The organism is Streptomyces sp. B21-083, from assembly GCF_036898825.1.
Lineage (GTDB): Bacteria > Actinomycetota > Actinomycetes > Streptomycetales > Streptomycetaceae > Streptomyces.
The window spans coordinates 2,059,042-2,075,853 of sequence record NZ_JARUND010000001.1 but is presented as its reverse complement, the minus strand read 5'-3'; the positions used below and the strand labels follow the sequence as shown (position 1 = coordinate 2,075,853).

The window sequence follows — 16,812 nt, the reverse complement described above, 5'->3', positions numbered from 1 at the left end:
ATATGCACCTGCGCCTCCGGCGAACCGGCTGGAGCGTCACGAACCGAAGGGAAACCCCCGCATGCCCGCCCTGACAACGACGTCCGACGGTTTCCTGCTGCACGGCGAACCGTTCCGGATCATCTCCGGCGCGATGCACTACTTCCGCGTCCACCCCGACCAGTGGGCCGACCGGCTGCGCAAAGCCCGGCTGATGGGCCTCAACACCGTGGAGACGTACGTCCCCTGGAACCTCCACCAGCCCGAGCCCGGCACCCTCGCCCTCGACGGCATCCTCGATCTGCCGCGCTATCTGCGGCTGGCCCAGGCGGAGGGGCTGCACGTCCTGCTGCGGCCGGGCCCGTTCATCTGCGCCGAGTGGGACGGTGGCGGCCTGCCCTCCTGGCTCACCACCGACCCCGACATCCGGCTGCGCTCCAGCGATCCCCGCTTCACCGGCGCCATCGACCGCTACCTCGACCTGCTGCTGCCGCCCCTGCTGCCGTACCTCGCCGAGTCGGGCGGGCCCGTCATCGCCGTCCAGGTGGAGAACGAGTACGGGGCCTACGGTGACGACGCCGCGTATCTCGAACACCTCGCGGAGGCTCTGCGCTCGCGCGGGATCGGGGAGTTGCTCTTCACCTGCGACCAGGCGAACCCCGAGCACCTCGCGGCCGGCAGCCTCCCCGGGGTGCTCACCACGGGCACCTTCGGCAGCAAAGTCGCCGCCTCGCTGGAGCAGTTGCGGGCACATCAGCCCGAAGGGCCGCTGATGTGCGCGGAGTTCTGGATCGGCTGGTTCGACCACTGGGGCGAGGAGCACCACACCCGGGACGCGGCCGACGCCGCCGCCGACCTGGACCGGCTCCTCTCGGCGGGCGCGTCCGTCAACATCTACATGTTCCACGGCGGCACCAACTTCGCCTTCACCAACGGCGCCAACCACGACCACGCCTACCAGCCCATGGTCACGTCCTACGACTACGACGCCGCCCTCACCGAGAACGGTGACCCCGGACCCAAGTACCACGCCTTCCGAGACGTGATCGCCCGGCACGCACCCGTCCCCGACGAGCCGGTCCCGGCGCCGAGCATCAAACTCCCGCCCACCGTCGTCGAGTTGGGGGAGCGGGCACCGCTGCTGCCCCATGTGGGGCTCCTCGCCAAGCCCGTGCGCACCGAGGACCCGGTGACCATGGACGAACTGGGGCTGCGCGCCGGGTACGTGCTCTACCGCACCTCCGCCCCCCTCGCGGGCGACGGACTGCTGCACTTCGCCGGCGGAGTGGGCGACCGGGCGCAGGTGTTCGTCGACGGCGCCCCCGTCGGCGTCCTCGAACGCGAGCGGCACGACGAGTCCCTGCCCGTCCGGATTCCCTTCGCCGGAGCGTCGGTCGAGGTGCTCGTGGAGAACATGGGCGGGGTCAACTACGGGCCGCGCATCGGCTCGCCCAAGGGGCTCCTGGGGGCGGTCACCTTCAACGGCGACGCCCTGCGCGGCTGGGACAGCCACCCCCTCACCCTGGACGACCTCAGCGCGCTGCCCTTCGCCCCCTCGGACGCGCCCCAGGCCGCCCAACCCGCCTTCCACCGGGGCACGTTCGAGGTCAAGGCCCCCGCGGACACCTTCCTGTCGCTGGCCGGCTGGACCAAGGGCCAGGCCTGGATCAACGGCTTCCACCTGGGCCGCTACTGGAACCGCGGACCGCAGCGCACCCTCTACGTGCCCGCGCCCGTACTGCGCCCGGGCGCCAACGAGTTGCTGCTCCTTGAGCTGAACGCCACCACCTCCGCCCAGGCCCTGCTCACCGACGCCCCCGACCTCGGCCCGGTGAAGCCATGACCCACCACTCCCTCCGGGTCCCCGCGACCGCCGAACCCCCGCTCACCGGCCATCTCCCCTTCTCCGACGCACCGGGAGTCGCCGACCCGATCGGGGTGACCAGCCGCTGGTTCACCCGTGGCGGACGCCCCTGGTTCCCCGTCTCCGGCGAGTTCCACTACACGCGCTACCCGGCCGCGGAGTGGGAGGAGGAGCTGCTGAAGATGAAGGCGGCCGGAGTGACGGCCGTCGCCAGTTACCTCATCTGGATCCACCACGAGGAGACCGAGGGCCACATCCGCTTCGACGGAGACCGCGACCTGCGTCGCTTCGTCGAACTCTGCGCCCGCCACGGCCTGGACTTCATCCCGCGCGTCGGGCCCTGGAGCCACGCCGAGGTACGCAACGGCGGGCTGCCCGACTGGCTGCTCACCCGCACCCCCGCACCCCGCACCGACGACCCCGCCTACCTGGAAGCCGTACACGGCTGGTTCACCGCGATCGGCGAGCAGCTGAAGGGGCTCGACCGGGCGCACGGCGGCCCGATCGTCGCCATCCAGATCGAGAACGAGCTGTACGACCGGCCCGGCCATCTCCTCACCCTGAAGCGGATGGCGCAGGAAGCCGGGCTGAGCGCCCCGCTCTGGACCTCGACGGCCTGGGGCGGCGTCCAACTCCCGCCCGACGAACTGCTTCCGCTGTTCGGCGGCTACCCCGAGACCTTCTGGACCGAGTGGGACGGCGGCTGGCCCGACACCTGCCGCAAGCACTTCTTCTTCACCCACCAGCGCGACGACGAGGGCATCGGCGCCGACCTGCGACCGACCCACGTGCGGGGCGGCGAACCGGCCCCGACCGACCGCTTCCCTTGGGCCACCTGCGAGTTGGGCGACGGAATGGCCGTGGCCTACCACCGCCGACCCCGTGTCGACGCCGCCGACGTCGGCGCGCTCGGGCTCACGAAGATCGGGTGCGGCTCGGTCTGGCAGGGCTACTACATGTTCCACGGCGGCACCAACCCGGCGGGCGAGCTGACCACCCTCCAGGAGTCCCACGCCACCGGCTACCCCAACGACCTGCCCGCCTTGACGTACGACTTCCAGGCGCCGCTCGGCGAGTACGGGCAGTACCGGCCCTCGTACGACGAACTGCGCCTACAGCACCTGCTGTTGGCGGACTTCGGTGAGCGTGTCGCACCCATGGAGTCCGTGCTGCCCGAGCGCCGGCCGGCCGGGCAGGGTGACCGGGACACCCTGCGGTGGGCCGTCCGGAGCGACGGTCACTCCGGCTTCCTCTTCGTCAACAACCACCAGCCGCACGAGCCGTTGCCGGACCACCCGGACACGTCGTTCACCGTCGCCCTCCCGGGCGGACCCGAACTGACCTTTCCCGGCGCGCCAGTGACGGTTCCTCAGGGTGCGTACTTCTGCTGGCCGTTACGCCTCGACGTGGCAGGGCTCCGGCTCGACTGGGCCACCGCCCAGCCGGTGTGCACGGTGGACGTCGGCGGACGTACCGTCCTGGTGCTGGCCGCCACGGACGGGATTCCCGTCGAACTGGCTCTGGACATCGGCACGTTGAGGTATGTGCACACCCCCATGGGGAAGGTCGTGTCCGCCGACGGACGCTTCCTCGTCACCGGGCTGCGGCCCGGTACGGACGCGCTCGTCGAGGTAGGGACGCCCGACGGCGGACAGGTCGGCCTGCTGGTGCTGGACGCGGCGACCGCCCGTACCGCCTACCGGGGCACCGCCTGGGGCGCCGAGCGGCTGTTGCTGTGCGGTGACGGCGGCGGGGTCGTCTTCGACGAGCCGGCCGGCGAGGTACGGGTGCACAGTCCGGCGGCGGAGACCTCGCTCGCCGTGCTGCCCGCACCCGAGCGGCCCCCCGGCGAGCACCTGGCCGTCGCCGCCGACGGGGTGTTCACCCGCTACACGCTCCCCACCGGCGGCGCCTCCGGCACCCTCGACGTGTCCCTGGTCCGGCCCGCCGGACCCGCCCCCGACACCGTCACCGGCGTACTGGACCGGGCCAGCGCCCCCGCCGACACGTACTTCGACACGTCCGCCGCCGAGTACCTCATCGACGTACCGGACGAACTCCCGCGCACCGGAACGCTGTTGCGCGTCCACTGGAGCGGAGACGTCGCCCGCGCGTATGCGGGGGACACACTGGTCGCCGACCAGTACTTCTCCGGGCGGGTCTGGGAGATCGGCCTCGACCGGCTGCCGGACGACGCGCTGCGCGCAGGCGGCGGGCTGCGGGTGCGGGTGCTGCCGTTCCCGGCCGACCCACCCGTGTACCTGCCGGTGCCCGTGCCGGTGGGGGAGGCCTCGGTCGCTCGGGCCGAGTGGGTCACGGTCCGGACTCACGTGGTCGCGGGGTAGGGCCTTTCGGTGGTCACCCCCGCCCGGCGGCCTATCCTGTGGGCCAGCCGGGCGGGGCACGACCGCCGCGCGACGAAGCCGAAGGATGCGACCCCCATGACCCGAAGTGCCGGTGGCGGCGCCGCTCCCAAGGGACGCAGCCGACGTAACTTCGCGGGCACCCGGCCGGTGATGGACGACGTGGCACGGCTCGCCGGTGTCTCCAAGCAGACCGTGTCACGGGTACTCAACGACAACCCGGCCGTACGGGCCGAGACCCGCGAGTCGGTGCTGGAGGCCATGCGGTCGCTCGGCTACCGGCCGAGCCGCAGCGCGCGGTCACTGGCCAGCGGGCGGACCCGGATGCTCGGAGTGATCTCCTTCGACGCGGCCCGCTACGGGCCCGCCTCCACGCTCACCGCGATCAACACCGCCGCCCAGGACGCGGGTTACCTGGTCAGTTCCATCGCCCTCGACACCGCCGACCGGGACACCGTCGTCCAGGCCGTGGACCGGCTGTCGGCGGAGGGCGCCGACGGGGTCATCGCCATCGCCCCGCAGTGGCGCGTCGGCAGGGCGCTCGCCGAGGCCCACCTCGACATCCCCCTCGTCGTGATGGACAACGCCCTCGGCGACGACACCCCCATGGTCACCGCCGACTCCCGGGGCGGGGCACTCCTGGCCACCGGACACCTGCTGGGACTGGGCCACCGTACGGTCCGGCACATCGCAGGACCGGCCGGCTGGACGTCCGCGGAACGCCGGGCCGCGAGTTGGCGCGAGACCCTGGAGAAGGCCGGGGCCGAGGTGCCCGAGCCGCTCGTCGGCGACTGGAGCGCGGACTCCGGGTACGAACTGGGCCGGCGGCTCGCCCGCGATCCGGACGTCACCGCCGTCTTCGCCTCCAACGACCAGATGGCGCTCGGCGCGCTGCGCGCCTTCCACGAGGCCGGCCGCCGGGTCCCGGACGACGTCAGCGTCGTCGGCTACGACGACATCCCGGAAGCCGCCCATCTTTTGCCCCCGCTCACCACCATCCGCACCGACTTCCAGGAGATCGGCACCCGGTCGCTGAGGCTGCTCCTCGCGCGGATCGACGGCGGGCAGGCGCCGGGCACGGACTTCGGCGCGGTGGTCTCCGTCATCCCCGCCCACCTCATCGTGCGACGCAGCACGGGCCCCGCACCCGCCTAAACTGGCGCGGTGGTGACAGGTACGGGCAACACAGGTTCCGACGATCCGTCCGCCGAGGTGCTGGCGGAGGCCGCCGGTGCCTTCGGGCTGCTCGCCTCGCCCGCGCGGCTGCACATCATGTGGGCGCTCGCGCAGGGCGAGAGCGATGTGACGGGGCTCGCCGAGCGGGTCGGCGGCGCGCTGCCCGCCGTGAGCCAGCACCTCACCAAGCTGAGACTCGCCGGGCTCGTACGGTCCAGACGCGAAGGGCGCCGGCAGGTGTACCTCGTCGACGACCCGGACATCGTCACCGTCGTACGGCTGCTGGTCGGGCGGCTGACCGACCGGGCCGAGGGCACCCCCGTACGGCACCTCCGTGGAGTCTGAGCTCCGGACGCCGCACCGGCTCGAGAGTTTCCCGCGCGCTCTGACCGACACCGAGGCCGAGGCACGGTCGGCGGCCGTCGGGGAGAACCTCGTTCCGGCTGCCAGGCCGGTCCGTTGGTCCGTCCGGTTCGTACGGAGTCTGCGCGACCCCTTCACCGCCGTACTGCTCTGTCTCGGGCTCGTCTCCGCCGCCGTCACGGCCTGGGGGACGGCCGCGGTGATCCTCTCCCTGGTCGCGGTCAGCTGTGTGCTGCGCGCCTCGGGAGAACATCAGGCGGAACGTTTCCTCAGTGGGCTGCGCGAGCTGGTCGCAGGTACCGCGACGGTCCTGCGAAAGCCCCAGGGGGGCGGGCCGCCGCTCGCCCGGGAGATCCCGGTCGCCGAACTCGTGCCGGGCGACGTGATCCGGCTCGGAGCCGGTGACCTGGTCCCGGCGGACGTACGGCTGCTGCGCGCGACCGGGCTGACCGTGCACCAGGCGCCGCTGACGGGCGAGTCGGCACCGGTCGCGAAGGCCGTACGGCCGGGCGCGGGGGACCGGGGTGTGTTCGCGCGGCCGGAGCTGTGCTTCCAGGGCAGCGCCGTCGCCTCCGGAACCGCCACCGCCGTGGTGGTGGCCACGGGGGCGCGGACCCACTTCGCGGGCGCGCACAGGACGGCCGCGGCGCGGGACAAGAGTGCCTTCGACCGGTCGTTGCACGGGATCTCCTGGGTGCTGATCCGGTTCATGCTGCTCGCCCCGCCGCTCGTGCTGATGGCGAGCGGGGCGCTGCGCCGGCAGGGGCCTCAGACGCTGCCGTTCGCTGTCGCGGTGGCCGTCGGACTGACGCCCGAGATGCTGCCGGTCGTCGTCAGCACCTGTCTGGCCCGTGCGGCGTCGGGGCTGGCCCGGGCGCACGGGGTCGTGGTGAAACGGCTGCCCGCGCTGCACGACCTGGGCGCGGTCGACGTCCTGTGCCTCGACAAGACCGGCACCCTCACCCGGGACCAGCCGGTCGTCGAACGGTCCACGGACGCCGACGGACGAGACGATCCGCAGGTGCTCGACTGGGCCGCCACGGCCGCCTGGTGGACCCTCCAACTCGCCGAACCGCCCGCCCCGGACGCCCTCGACGAAGCCCTCCTGACGGCGGCGGGACCGGTCGGGGAACGGTACGACGGGGTGGCCGCGCTGCCCTTCGACCCGGTGCGGCGGCTGGCCACGGCGGTGGTGCGGGGGCGACTCGGGACCCATGTCCTCGTCGTCAAGGGCGCGGTCGCGGACGTCGTCGAACGGTGCGGGCTGGACCCCGCCGAGCGGGCCCGGCTTCTCTCGCGAGCCGACGGACAGGCGGCGAGCGGACTGCGCCTGCTCGCCGTCGCCACCGCCGAGCGGCCCGCGCGCACCCGCGAATGGACCCCGGCCGACGTACGCGGTCTGACCTTCCGGGGTTTCGTCGCCCTGCGGGACGACCTCGCGCCCACCGCCGCCGAGGCCCTGCGCGACCTCGCCGCGCTCGGGGTGGACGTGAAGATCCTCACCGGCGACCATCCGGGCACGGCCGCCCGCGCCTGCCACGACCTGGGCCTCGACCCCGGAGAGGTCGTGGACGCGGACACCGCCGTCGCCCTCGGCGACACCGAACTGACGGACCTGGCCCGCCGTACGACGGTCTTCGCGCGCTGCGCCCCCGCCCACAAGGCCCGGATCGTCGCCGCGCTGCGGGCCGGCGGCCACACCGTCGGCTTCCTCGGCGACGGGACGAACGACGTGCCCGCGCTGGGCGCCGCCGACGTCGGGATCGCACCGCGCACCGCCGTCGACGTGGCCCGCGAGAGCGCGGACGTCGTCCTCGGGGAGAAGGACCTCGCCGCGGTCGCCCACGCCGTCACGGCCGGCCGGCACAGCAGCGGCAACATCGCCACGTATCTGCGCGTCACGCTCTCCTCGAACCTCGGCAACGTCGTCGCGATGCTCGCCGCCGGACTCCTGCTGCCCTTCCTGCCCATGCTCCCGGCGCAGGTCCTCGCCCAGAACCTGTGCTTCGACGCGGCCCAACTGGCGTACGCCTACGACCGTCCCGCGCCCGGCACCCTGGCCCGGCCGACCGCTCCGCGCCCCCGTGACCTGCTCCGCTTCCTCGGCGGCTTCGGGGCGCTCAACGCCGTCACCGACCTCGCGACCTTCGCCGTGCTCGCCCTCGCCCTGCACGGGCCCGACGCCCTGGACGACCGGGCCGTCTTCCACTCGGCCTGGTTCACCGAGAACCTCCTCACCCAGGCCGTGGTGATGCTGCTTCTGCGTGGCGGCGGCGGCCGGATCCGGGGAGCCGTCGGGCGGGCGGCGGCCGGGCTAGCCGCCGTCGGGCTACTGCTGCCGCTGTCCCCCCTCGGCCCGCCGCTGGGGCTGGTGGGACTCCCGAGGGCGTACTACGCCCTGCTGGTGGTCGTGCTGGGGCTGTACGGGTGTGCCCTCGCCGTCGCCCGGCGGTGGCCGTTTCCTGGCGAGGGCGCCCCGGTCAGCCGTAGGTGAGGTTCGAGCAGGGGTTGTCGTCCGCCGAGCGGGCTCCCTCGGTGACGTCCTTCGGGATCGCGGTGGGCTGCGGCGCGCCCGTGGAACCGCCCTTGTACGACTGGCCGACGACCACGTTGACCCCCGCCCCCGGCACCGGCTGCATGGCCGCGCCCGGGAAGACGCGGGCCGCGGTCTGGGCCTCGGACTTGTGGCCCGGGCCGTACTCGATGACCGTCGTCGCGTGGTCCTGGCTGTTCGCGGTCGCCGTGCCGGTGACCGTGAAACCGTCCGAGGTCAGCTCGGCGGCGGCCCTCGCGGCCAGGCCGGTGACGGTGGTGCCGTTGTAGACGGTGACGGTGATTCCCTTGCCGGACACGGGAGTCGGGGCGGCCGTGGGGCGGGCGCTCGGCGAGGCCTTCTTCTTGCCGCTCGCGTCCTTGCCGTCCAGGGTGCGGTCCGCCTTGAGCGCGGCCCAGAGGTCACTGGCGTCCGGTTCGACGATCGCGACGCGTGCCCCCGCGTACCGCCAGGGGATGGTGACGAACTTCGTGTTGTGCAGGTCGATGTCCTTCAGCGTCATCGCGAAGGAGATCAGCTTGTCGGCGGAGCCGAGACCGGGGTCCACGGTCAGGGACTTGGTGGCCGCGTCGGCGAGGGGGAGCAGCTTGGTCGGGCTCAGACCGTTGCTCTTGACCTCCTTCAACAGGCTTGCCACGAAAGCCTGTTGGCGCTTGATACGGCCTATGTCGGAGCCGTCGCCGATGCCGTGCCGGATCCGGACGTAGTCCAGCGCCTTCTGCCCCGAGACCGTCTGCTCGCCCTTGTCGAAGAGCAGCTTGCCGCGGGCGTCGAGGTGGGGGTTGAGATCACGCTGGTACACGTTCTGGGGGAGGCACACCTTCACCCCGCCCACCACGTCGGTCAGCGCGGCGAAGCCCTTGAAGTCGACGACGACGGTGTGGTCGACGCGCAGACCGGTGATGCTCTCCACCGTGTTCTGCGTGCAGGCGGGGTTGCCCTTGGCGGTCTCGCCGACCGAGTAGGCCTCGTTGAACATCTGGCCCTGCCGGGCGGTCGTCCACTTGCCGTCGGGCAGCTTGCAGGGCGGGATGGTGACCAGGGTGTCGCGGGGTATGGAGACGGCGACGGCGTTCTTGTGGTCGGCGTAGATGTGCAGCAGGAACGCGGTGTCGGAGCGCCCGATGTCGTTCACGTCGCCGCCGCCGAGCGCGGCGTTGCCGTCGTTGCGCGCGTCCGAGCCGATGACCAGGACGTTCTCGCCCTTGGACGAGCCCGCGGGCGGCCGGTTGTCCGCGATGCCGCCCGCGTCGAAGGTCTTGATGTCACCGTCCAGCTTCAGATAGACCCACCCTGCGCCGGCCGCGAGGAGCAGCAGGAGCGAGAGACAGATCGCCAGTGCCAGCCGTCCGCGCCGCCCCGGCTTCCGCCGCCGGGTGCCCGCGGCGGTCCGATGTCGCGGGGGTACGGCAGGCCTGCTCGTGCTGCTGGTCATCGGCGCCCTTCTCACGTCTCACCCTGGTTGTACAGTTGCGCAAAGTGGCAACTGTTATGTCTGACGAAGGAAAGGGCGGTGAGGTTGTGCTCCGGAACGGACTGGAACCCTGGCACCTGCTGGTAGTGGCCATCGTGTGCATCGTGCTGTTCGGCTCGAAGAAGCTGCCGGACACGGCACGCGCCCTGGGCCGCTCGATGCGCATCCTCAAGAGCGAGGCGCAGGCGCTGAAGGGGGACGGGGCGGCGAGTGGGCCGGCGGGGGAGGGATCTTCGCAGGTGAGCGGCGGTTTCCCCGCTGAACCCGTGGCCGACCGGGCCGAGCCCGTGGTGGCCGAGTCGGTCGTGGCCGAGGCGGTCGCCGACCGACGGGAGCCCGTCGCCGATCGGTAAGAGCATCGGCATGGCCGCTTCCGAACCGACCATCCTCGCGACCTCGGGCGGACACCGCACCGGCGGCCGGACCACGGTGTCGTTCGACGCCCTCGTCCATCACGCCGTGGACCTCTCCGGGGTCCACGGCCGCAGACCACGCGTCCTGTACGTCGGAACGGCGATCGGGGACGCCGAGCACGTCACGGCCAGGATGGGTGAGGCCGCCCGGGTCGCGGGCTTCGACCTCACGCCGCTGCACCTCTTCCCCATGCCCAACCTGGACGACGTCGAGGGCACTGTGCTCGACCAGGACGTCGTCTGGGTCATGGGTGGTTCGGTGGCGAATCTGCTGGCGGTCTGGCGGGTGCACGGCCTCGACCGGATCATGCGGCGCGCCTGGGAGTCAGGCGTGGCGCTCAGCGGGGTGAGTGCGGGCTCCCTCTGCTGGTTCAGAGGGGGCACCACCGATTCCTTCGGCCCCGAACTGAGGCCGCTCACCGACGCGCTGGGTTTCCTCCCGTACGGCAACGGGGTGCACTACGACAGCGACGCGGGCCGCCGCCCGCTGGTCCACCGGCTTGTCGCCGACGGCACCCTGCCCACCACGCACTGCACCGACGGCGGGGTCGGTCTCGTGTACCGAGGGACCGAACTCGTCGAGGCAGTCGCGGAGCTGCCGGGCAGGGGTGCCTATGTCGTCAGGTGTGAGGGGGACGCGGCGGTCGAGGAGCGCATCGAGCCGCGCAGGCTGCCCTCGCCGTCTTCCTGACCGTCGTCCGCCACCGGTGCCTCCGTGGATTCCATGGTGGCCTTGCCCTGCTTCTTGTTCTCGCGTCGCTGGCTGCGGCTGACCCGGGGTTCCTGGTCGGGAAGCCAGCCGAAGGCCATGCAGCTGCCCACGGCGCCCAGGGCGAGGCCGATGAAGAAGCCACCGAGGTTCGAGGTGACCCAGGTGCCCAGCGTCAGCATGATGCCGACGATCGAGTAGAACAGGCGTTGCGCGGGGTTGAAGAGGATCAACAGACCGACCACCACCATCAGCGCCGGCAGCAGAAAGCCTGCCAGGCCCTGCATACCCAGGTGCACGACGATTTTCAGGGAGACCTTCATCGTGACGAGGATCTCCACCCCGCCCAGGGTGAGCAGCAGCCCGCCCACGAACGGACGGTGGGCCCGCCAGTTTCTGAAGGCGGGCCCCACCCCCTCTTGCTCGACGCCGGACATCAGCAACCCGACGAGCTGAAGCTGAGCTTCAGCCCGGGCAGCTTGAACACGGCTGCGGTGGTGGCGTAGTTGGTCGACCGCAGGTTGGCGATGCGGACGCTGTCCGCCTGCTGGCTGAAGACGCCGGCCGGACCCTGGACGCCCGCCTTGCTGAGCGTGCTGGCGTCGTTGCCGATCTCGATGTTGGTGAAGGACGCGTCACCCGACTGCTCGGTGCCGTCGAGCGTCAGGTCGGTCGCGGACACCGGAGTGCCGTTGCCGCCCGCCTTGATCAGCAGGTTGATGCCACCGAGGTCGACGCTCTGGCACAGCTTGGTGATCGTCGCGTTCTTGATCGCCGTGGTGATGACCAGGACCTGGCCGCCGGTGTCACCCTCGTTCGGGCTGTCCTTGATCATGTGGTCGAGGGCGCCGAACTGCTCGAAACCGGTGCCGTTCATCTCTGTGGCGGTGACCGTGAAGGGCATGCCGGAGATGGCGAACTGGACGCCCAGGGCGCCCTGCGCGGTGAGGACCGCGAGTGAGGCGGCGACCAGGGTGGCCGGCACCGCCATCACGGCGGCGCGGCGCCCACGGACCCGCCCGCGTCGTTCGGTGCCCTTTCCGGCACCTTCGAAGAATTCGGACACGTTGGTGGATCCCGTGGCCCCGGCGCCATCGGATGCGTTACCGCTTCCTGGCTGCTCGGGGTTGGATCCAGCGGACGACGAGGCGTCCGAGGACGAAGCCATGGTCTGCTCCCAGTACATAGTCAGTGCGTCAATGCTGGTCACGCTTCAGTGGCACGTTGTCCTGGCGCGGACAGCGACTGTGGCGTTACGTCTCCTCGCAACTCCCGGCGGTTGCAAGGGCTTTCACGGTTACGCACCAGTAGCCGCCGAGGAAGTTACCCGTGGTTACTTTGGGGGGTCAAGGGAGTTGTGGAAAAAGAGTGCGGATTATGCGCCACCTGTGACTTTGCGGGCCGATCGACGGTCGTCCGGGGTGTCTGAGGGCCTCCCAGCGGTCTTCCGCAGGGGCGCCGCACGGGTCGAGGAGGTACGCGGAAGTTCACGGAAAAGTTCGACAGACGACATCAACTTCCGTTCGACGTCTTGACGTTGACGGTCCCTCAGGTCTACAAACGAGCTGGTTTCCCCCGGATCCGTGGCGCCGGATCCGCAGCGGTGCGAGTCACCGCTCTTCCCGGACTCTCAGCTCATTCCTCAAGTCCGCCCCCGAGGCACCGGCATGGCCGTTTCCCCCCTGGGCCACCGCCGGGTCGCCCTGTCCCGCCCGGTCCGGTCAGGAAGCCTCCCTCCAAGCCTTCCTCCGGTCCCGGCCGGTTGTCGTTGCCGGTCCGTCACGTACGGAGAAGGCGTTACGGGCCGGTAACGACGTCTTTCCCGCGTCCCGCACGCGTACTTTCGCGCGCCCTGGCCTCCTCGGCGCCACCCCCAACACCCCCAGCTCCAGAAAGAGGCACCCGCATCATGCGTACTCGCACTCGCTCCGCCCTCGCCCTCGCCGCCGCCGTCGCCGGTCTCTCGGTCGCCGCGGTCACCCCCGCGTCCGCCGCCGACACCGTGCTCACCATCAACAGCGCGGCCGGCGACGCCGTCGCCGTGGGCGACGTCCTCAGCGCCTCCCTCGCCACCGGCACCACTGCCACGCTCTACTCCAGCGCGACCGGCACCAGCGGTGTCAAGTGCGCGGCGTCGACCTTCACGGCGGCTGTCACCGACAACCCCGCCGCGCCCGGCAGCGCCACCGAGTCGGTCACCGCGCACACCTTCGGCACTTGCACCAGCAATGTCCTGGGTGTGCTCGGCGTGAACAGCGTGACCGTCAACAACCTGCCCTACACCACCGTGGTGGGCTCCGACGGTTCCGTCTCCGTCACCCCGGCGGCGGGCTCCACCATCCAGACGACCGTCGTGCTGCGCACCCTGCTCGGCACGATCAACTGTGTCTACCAGGCGCCCAGCCTCTCGGGTACGACCGATGCCGCCGACAACAGCATCAACTTCACCGCCCAGGCGTTCACCAAGACGTCCGGCTCGTCGCTGTGCTTCGCCAACGGCTACTTCACCGCCAAGTACGCCCCGGTGCAGGACGTGACGCAGGGCAACGCCACGGTCTTCGTCAACTGACGGACCGTCAATGAACGTCTGCGCCAACGGTGTTCACCGTCGGCGCAGACGTAGGACAATGGCGGCGACCGCGGCGAGCAGCACAGCCGCGGCGGCGCCCGCGATTCTGTGCCGCGGCCCGGCATCGTCGGTGGTCGACGCCACCGGCGCGCCGGCCACGGTGCCCGCGGCCTGTGGGGCGGCGGAGTCGGCGGACTCCGCCGCCTCTTGCGTCCCCGCGGCCCGCGCCGGCTGCTCGGCCGGCTTCGCCGCAGCGCTGGGATTGGCCGAGCCGGACCGCGCAGCGGCCGAAGCGGTGGCCGTCGGTGCGGACGCGCCCGAGCCGCCGGTGCCATCCGAGCCGTCGGCATTGCCCTTCGCAGCCGGGAACACCACGTCCGAGCACGAGTAGTACGTGTCCGCCGTACTGGAGTTCTGCCAGATCGTGTACAGGACATGGCGGCCGGTCCGGTCGGACGGCAGCGTCATCCTGATGCGGTACGCGTCGCCCGTCATCGCGGGGTCCTTGACCTCGGCGAACGGCCGGTCCGGCAGATCGGACCACTTCAGCGAGCCGGACGGGTCGTACCCGGGCTTCGTCAGGAACATCTTGAACGTGCCGGTGTGCGGGATCGTCGAGCGGTACGTCATCGTCAGCCGCGCACCCGGCGTCAGCTCGGTCGAGGGCCAGTCGGCGCGGGCCAGGTCGAGTCCCCGGTAGTCGGGCAGGCCGCCGCTGCACAGTCGGCCGTCGGGAATCACCGCGCGATCCCGGCCGTCGACGTTCGCGACCCGCAGGTTGTCCCAGAAGGTGAAGGGCGCACCGCCGTTCGCGGTGACCGCCGCCCGGCAGGCCGCGGTCGTGGCCAGGCTGCCGCCGTCGGGGGAACAGGCGTAGGCGCGGCTGACCGGATCCGTCGGCGCACCGTGCGCCTGAGCCGGACCCGCCGCCGACAACGTGAGCAACAGCGGTGCCGCGAAGGCGGCGGCCCCCGCGAGTACGGCGGCCGGGAGAGTGCGGCGGTGGGCGATCATCCGGGACGTCTCCTCGACCAGGGGGAACAGAGCTGCTGCGGGCCGACCCGAGGAACAGGCCTGCTTTCGGGCAGTACGCGAAACGGACGGCCCGCGTTCAACCGGCGGGCGGCGCCGACGGTCCGCGCAACTCACCCAACCCGCCCAACCCGGTCAACTGGCCGTCGTACAGGGTCGGTTTCCGGCGTTCAAGGGTGGGGAACCGGACCGATCGAGGGTTTCCCCTGTATCCGGATGACCTTCTCTTTGCCTAATGTTCCACCACAGCCGCCCCACAGGTAACCCCGGAACGGGCCGCTCGCGCTTGGCCGGCCGCCGCGCCGCTTTTCGAACCGCACCCCCCGCCGCTTCGACGACGAAGCGAATCCCGCCACTCCTCGCTGCCCCCGCCGTGCGGAGTACGGCCCCGAAAGGCAAGCCCTTGCGTACCTCACCCACCCGTGTCACGGGGCGGAAGCTGATATCCGTCGCCGCGGTCTCCGCGGCCCTGGTGGCCGCGGCCACCACGTCGGTCGCCGTCGCCCAGGAGCCCGTCGCCCCCGCCGCCACCCTGGACGCCGCCGCGCAGACGGTCGCCGCTCCGGCCGAGCGACTCATCGTCGGCTACAAGGCAGGCGCCGCCGAAGCCACGTCGAACCAGGCCGCCGACGCCGACGCCGTAGCCAAGGGCAAGGAGGCCGGCGAGAACCTGGACTTCCAGCGCCGCCTCGGCACCGGTGCCGCCCTCGTCGACCTGGGCGAGGAACTCAGCAAGACGGACGTCGCCGACGTCATCGCCGAGTACAAGGCCGACCCGCAGGTCGCCTACGTCGTGCCTGACCGCCTGAAAAAGCCCATGGCGGACCCGAACGACACCGAGTACGCCAAGCAGTGGGACCTCTTCGAGGCCGCCGCGGGCATGCGCGTCCCGGGCGCCTGGACCACCGCGACCGGCACCGGCGTGACCGTCGCCGTCATCGACACCGGCTACGTCACGCACTCCGACATCGCCGCGAACATCGTCGGCGGCTACGACTTCATCGCCGACACCGCGGTCTCCGTGGACGGCGACGGCCGCGACAGCAACCCGGCCGACCCCGGCGACTGGTACGCCGCCGGTGAGTGCGAGCAGACCCAGGGCAGCAGTTCCTCCTGGCACGGCACGCACGTCGCGGGCACCATCGCCGCCGTCGCCAACAACAGCAAGGGTGTCGCGGGCATCGCGTACAACGCGAAGATCTCCCCGGTCCGCGCGCTCGGCAAGTGCGGCGGCTACGACTCCGACATCATCGACGCCATCACCTGGGCGTCCGGCGGCACCGTCTCCGGTGTCCCGGCCAACACCAACGTCGCCAAGGTCATCAACATGAGCCTCGGCGGGGGCGGCGCCTGCTCCGCGGCGACCCAGAGCGCCATCACCGGCGCGGTCAACCGGGGCACCACGGTGGTCGTCGCGGCCGGCAACGAGAACGCGAACGCCTCCACCTCCAACCCGGCGAACTGCAACAACGTCATCACCGTCGCCGCGACCGGACGTACCGGCGCCCGTGCCTCGTACTCCAACTTCGGCTCCGTCGTGGACATTTCGGCCCCGGGCGGCGAGATGAGCACCGGCAACGCCAACGGCATCCTCTCCACGCTGAACTCCGGCGCGAAGACGCCGTCCACCGAGTCGTACGCCTACTACCAGGGCACCAGCATGGCCACCCCGCACATCGCGGGCCTGGTCGCACTGATGAAGTCGGCGAACTCCTCGCTCACCCCGGCGCAGATCGAGACGGCCATCAAGAGCAACGCCCGTGCTCTGCCGGGGAGTTGCTCGGGCGGCTGCGGCGCCGGTCTGGCCGACGCGACCAAGACGGTGCAGGCCGTGAGCGGCAGCACCGGTGGCGGCACGACGGGGACCGTCTTCTCCTCCAGCACCGCTGTCTCCGTCCCGGACAACGGCGCGGCCGTCGAGTCCTCGATCGCCGTCAGCGGCCGGACCGGCAACGCCCCCTCGGCCCTCCAGGTCGGCGTCGACATCACCCACACCTACCGCGGTGACCTGGTCATCAACCTGGTGGCGCCCGACGGCACGACCTACCCGCTGAAGGCCTCCAGCACCTCGGACTCCGCCGACAACGTGAACACCACGTACACGGTGGACGCCTCCAGCGAGACCGCCAACGGCACCTGGAAGCTGCGCGTCCAGGACGTGGCGTCCTCGGACACCGGCAGGATCAACGGCTGGAAGCTCACCTTCTGAGCTTCCGATCGCCGGCCCCTGGGGCCGAACCATCCGTCGGTTCAGTCGAACTGACGGCGTGACGGAAACGGGCGGGCCGGTCGGCGTGGATGGACGCCGGCCGGCCC

The 16,812-nt window shown here is 71.5% G+C and carries 13 protein-coding genes; 9 read left to right on the top strand and 4 right to left on the bottom strand.

The genetic code is table 11. From position 1 onward, the window contains the following. Positions 1-61: 61 nt before the first annotated feature. From QA861_RS09060 to mgtA, 5 genes are all read left to right on the top strand, one after another. Complete coding sequence (locus QA861_RS09060; protein WP_334587702.1) at positions 62-1,822, top strand: glycoside hydrolase family 35 protein; 1,761 nt, start codon at positions 62-64, stop codon at positions 1,820-1,822. Then, the gene (locus QA861_RS09055) at positions 1,819-4,188 is read left to right on the top strand and encodes a beta-galactosidase (RefSeq protein WP_334587701.1); all 2,370 of its coding nucleotides are present in this window, start codon (positions 1,819-1,821) and stop codon (positions 4,186-4,188) included. Before QA861_RS09060 ends, QA861_RS09055 begins: the two co-directional genes overlap by 4 nt. Before the next feature lie 96 nt (positions 4,189-4,284). Continuing rightward, the gene (locus QA861_RS09050) at positions 4,285-5,361 is read left to right on the top strand and encodes a LacI family DNA-binding transcriptional regulator (protein WP_334587700.1); all 1,077 of its coding nucleotides are present in this window, start codon (positions 4,285-4,287) and stop codon (positions 5,359-5,361) included. 9 nt (positions 5,362-5,370) lie between these two features. Next, a complete protein-coding gene (locus QA861_RS09045) occupies positions 5,371-5,727 on the top strand; it encodes an ArsR/SmtB family transcription factor (protein WP_334587699.1) in 357 nt (118 codons plus the stop codon). Beyond that, positions 5,717-8,239 (top strand): magnesium-translocating P-type ATPase, encoded by a 2,523-nt coding sequence (gene mgtA / locus QA861_RS09040; RefSeq protein ID WP_334587698.1) that lies wholly within the window; start codon positions 5,717-5,719, stop codon positions 8,237-8,239. The genes QA861_RS09045 and mgtA overlap by 11 nt, the downstream gene beginning before the upstream one ends. Here the strand turns inward: mgtA and QA861_RS09035 are convergent. Then, on the bottom strand, positions 8,226-9,734 hold the full coding sequence (locus QA861_RS09035) for an LCP family protein (RefSeq protein ID WP_334587697.1): 1,509 nt from the start codon (positions 9,732-9,734) through the stop codon (positions 8,226-8,228). The genes mgtA and QA861_RS09035 overlap by 14 nt on opposite strands. An 86-nt stretch (positions 9,735-9,820) precedes the next feature. Between QA861_RS09035 and tatA the strand changes: the two genes are divergently transcribed. Both tatA and QA861_RS09025 read left to right on the top strand, forming a co-directional pair. Next, on the top strand, positions 9,821-10,126 hold the full coding sequence (gene tatA, locus QA861_RS09030) for a Sec-independent protein translocase subunit TatA (RefSeq protein WP_334590497.1): 306 nt from the start codon (positions 9,821-9,823) through the stop codon (positions 10,124-10,126). Between the two features lie 10 nt (positions 10,127-10,136). Next, on the top strand, positions 10,137-10,877 hold the full coding sequence (locus QA861_RS09025) for a Type 1 glutamine amidotransferase-like domain-containing protein (RefSeq protein WP_334587696.1): 741 nt from the start codon (positions 10,137-10,139) through the stop codon (positions 10,875-10,877). Here QA861_RS09025 and QA861_RS09020 read toward each other — a convergent pair. Together QA861_RS09020 and QA861_RS09015 are read right to left on the bottom strand one after the other, a co-directional pair. Beyond that, a complete protein-coding gene (locus QA861_RS09020) occupies positions 10,799-11,332 on the bottom strand; it encodes a DUF6114 domain-containing protein (protein WP_334587695.1) in 534 nt (177 codons plus the stop codon). The two genes, QA861_RS09025 and QA861_RS09020, sit on opposite strands and share 79 nt — an antisense overlap. After that, positions 11,332-12,063, bottom strand: a complete 732-nt coding sequence (locus tag QA861_RS09015) for a DUF6230 family protein (RefSeq protein WP_334587694.1) — start codon at positions 12,061-12,063, stop codon at positions 11,332-11,334. The genes QA861_RS09020 and QA861_RS09015 overlap by 1 nt, the downstream gene beginning before the upstream one ends. Positions 12,064-12,804: 741 nt before the next feature. Here QA861_RS09015 and QA861_RS09010 point away from each other — a divergent pair. Further along, positions 12,805-13,464, top strand: coding sequence for a Tat pathway signal sequence domain protein (locus QA861_RS09010; RefSeq protein ID WP_334587693.1), 660 nt, complete (start codon positions 12,805-12,807; stop codon positions 13,462-13,464). A 33-nt stretch (positions 13,465-13,497) separates the two neighbouring features. Here QA861_RS09010 and QA861_RS09005 read toward each other — a convergent pair whose 3' ends face one another. Further along, positions 13,498-14,478, bottom strand: coding sequence for a lytic polysaccharide monooxygenase (locus QA861_RS09005; RefSeq protein ID WP_334587692.1), 981 nt, complete (start codon positions 14,476-14,478; stop codon positions 13,498-13,500). A gap of 421 nt (positions 14,479-14,899) precedes the next feature. On the opposite strand from QA861_RS09005, the gene QA861_RS09000 reads away from it, so the two are divergent. Beyond that, complete coding sequence (locus tag QA861_RS09000; RefSeq protein WP_334587691.1) at positions 14,900-16,705, top strand: S8 family peptidase; 1,806 nt, start codon at positions 14,900-14,902, stop codon at positions 16,703-16,705. The last annotated feature ends 107 nt before the right edge of the window (positions 16,706-16,812 follow it).

What these genes read in the sequence shown, in the direction of transcription:
- QA861_RS09055 (WP_334587701.1), top strand. Translation starts at nt 1,819, where the DNA reads ATGACCCACCACTCCCTCCGGGTCCCCGCGACCGCCGAACCCCCGCTC.
- QA861_RS09020 (WP_334587695.1), bottom strand. Translation starts at nt 11,332, where the DNA reads ATGTCCGGCGTCGAGCAAGAGGGGGTGGGGCCCGCCTTCAGAAACTGG.
- QA861_RS09005 (WP_334587692.1), bottom strand. Translation starts at nt 14,478, where the DNA reads ATGATCGCCCACCGCCGCACTCTCCCGGCCGCCGTACTCGCGGGGGCC.
- QA861_RS09025 (WP_334587696.1), top strand. Translation starts at nt 10,137, where the DNA reads ATGGCCGCTTCCGAACCGACCATCCTCGCGACCTCGGGCGGACACCGC.
- QA861_RS09050 (WP_334587700.1), top strand. Translation starts at nt 4,285, where the DNA reads ATGACCCGAAGTGCCGGTGGCGGCGCCGCTCCCAAGGGACGCAGCCGA.
- QA861_RS09010 (WP_334587693.1), top strand. Translation starts at nt 12,805, where the DNA reads ATGCGTACTCGCACTCGCTCCGCCCTCGCCCTCGCCGCCGCCGTCGCC.
- QA861_RS09015 (WP_334587694.1), bottom strand. Translation starts at nt 12,063, where the DNA reads ATGGCTTCGTCCTCGGACGCCTCGTCGTCCGCTGGATCCAACCCCGAG.
- QA861_RS09035 (WP_334587697.1), bottom strand. Translation starts at nt 9,734, where the DNA reads ATGACCAGCAGCACGAGCAGGCCTGCCGTACCCCCGCGACATCGGACC.
- QA861_RS09060 (WP_334587702.1), top strand. Translation starts at nt 62, where the DNA reads ATGCCCGCCCTGACAACGACGTCCGACGGTTTCCTGCTGCACGGCGAA.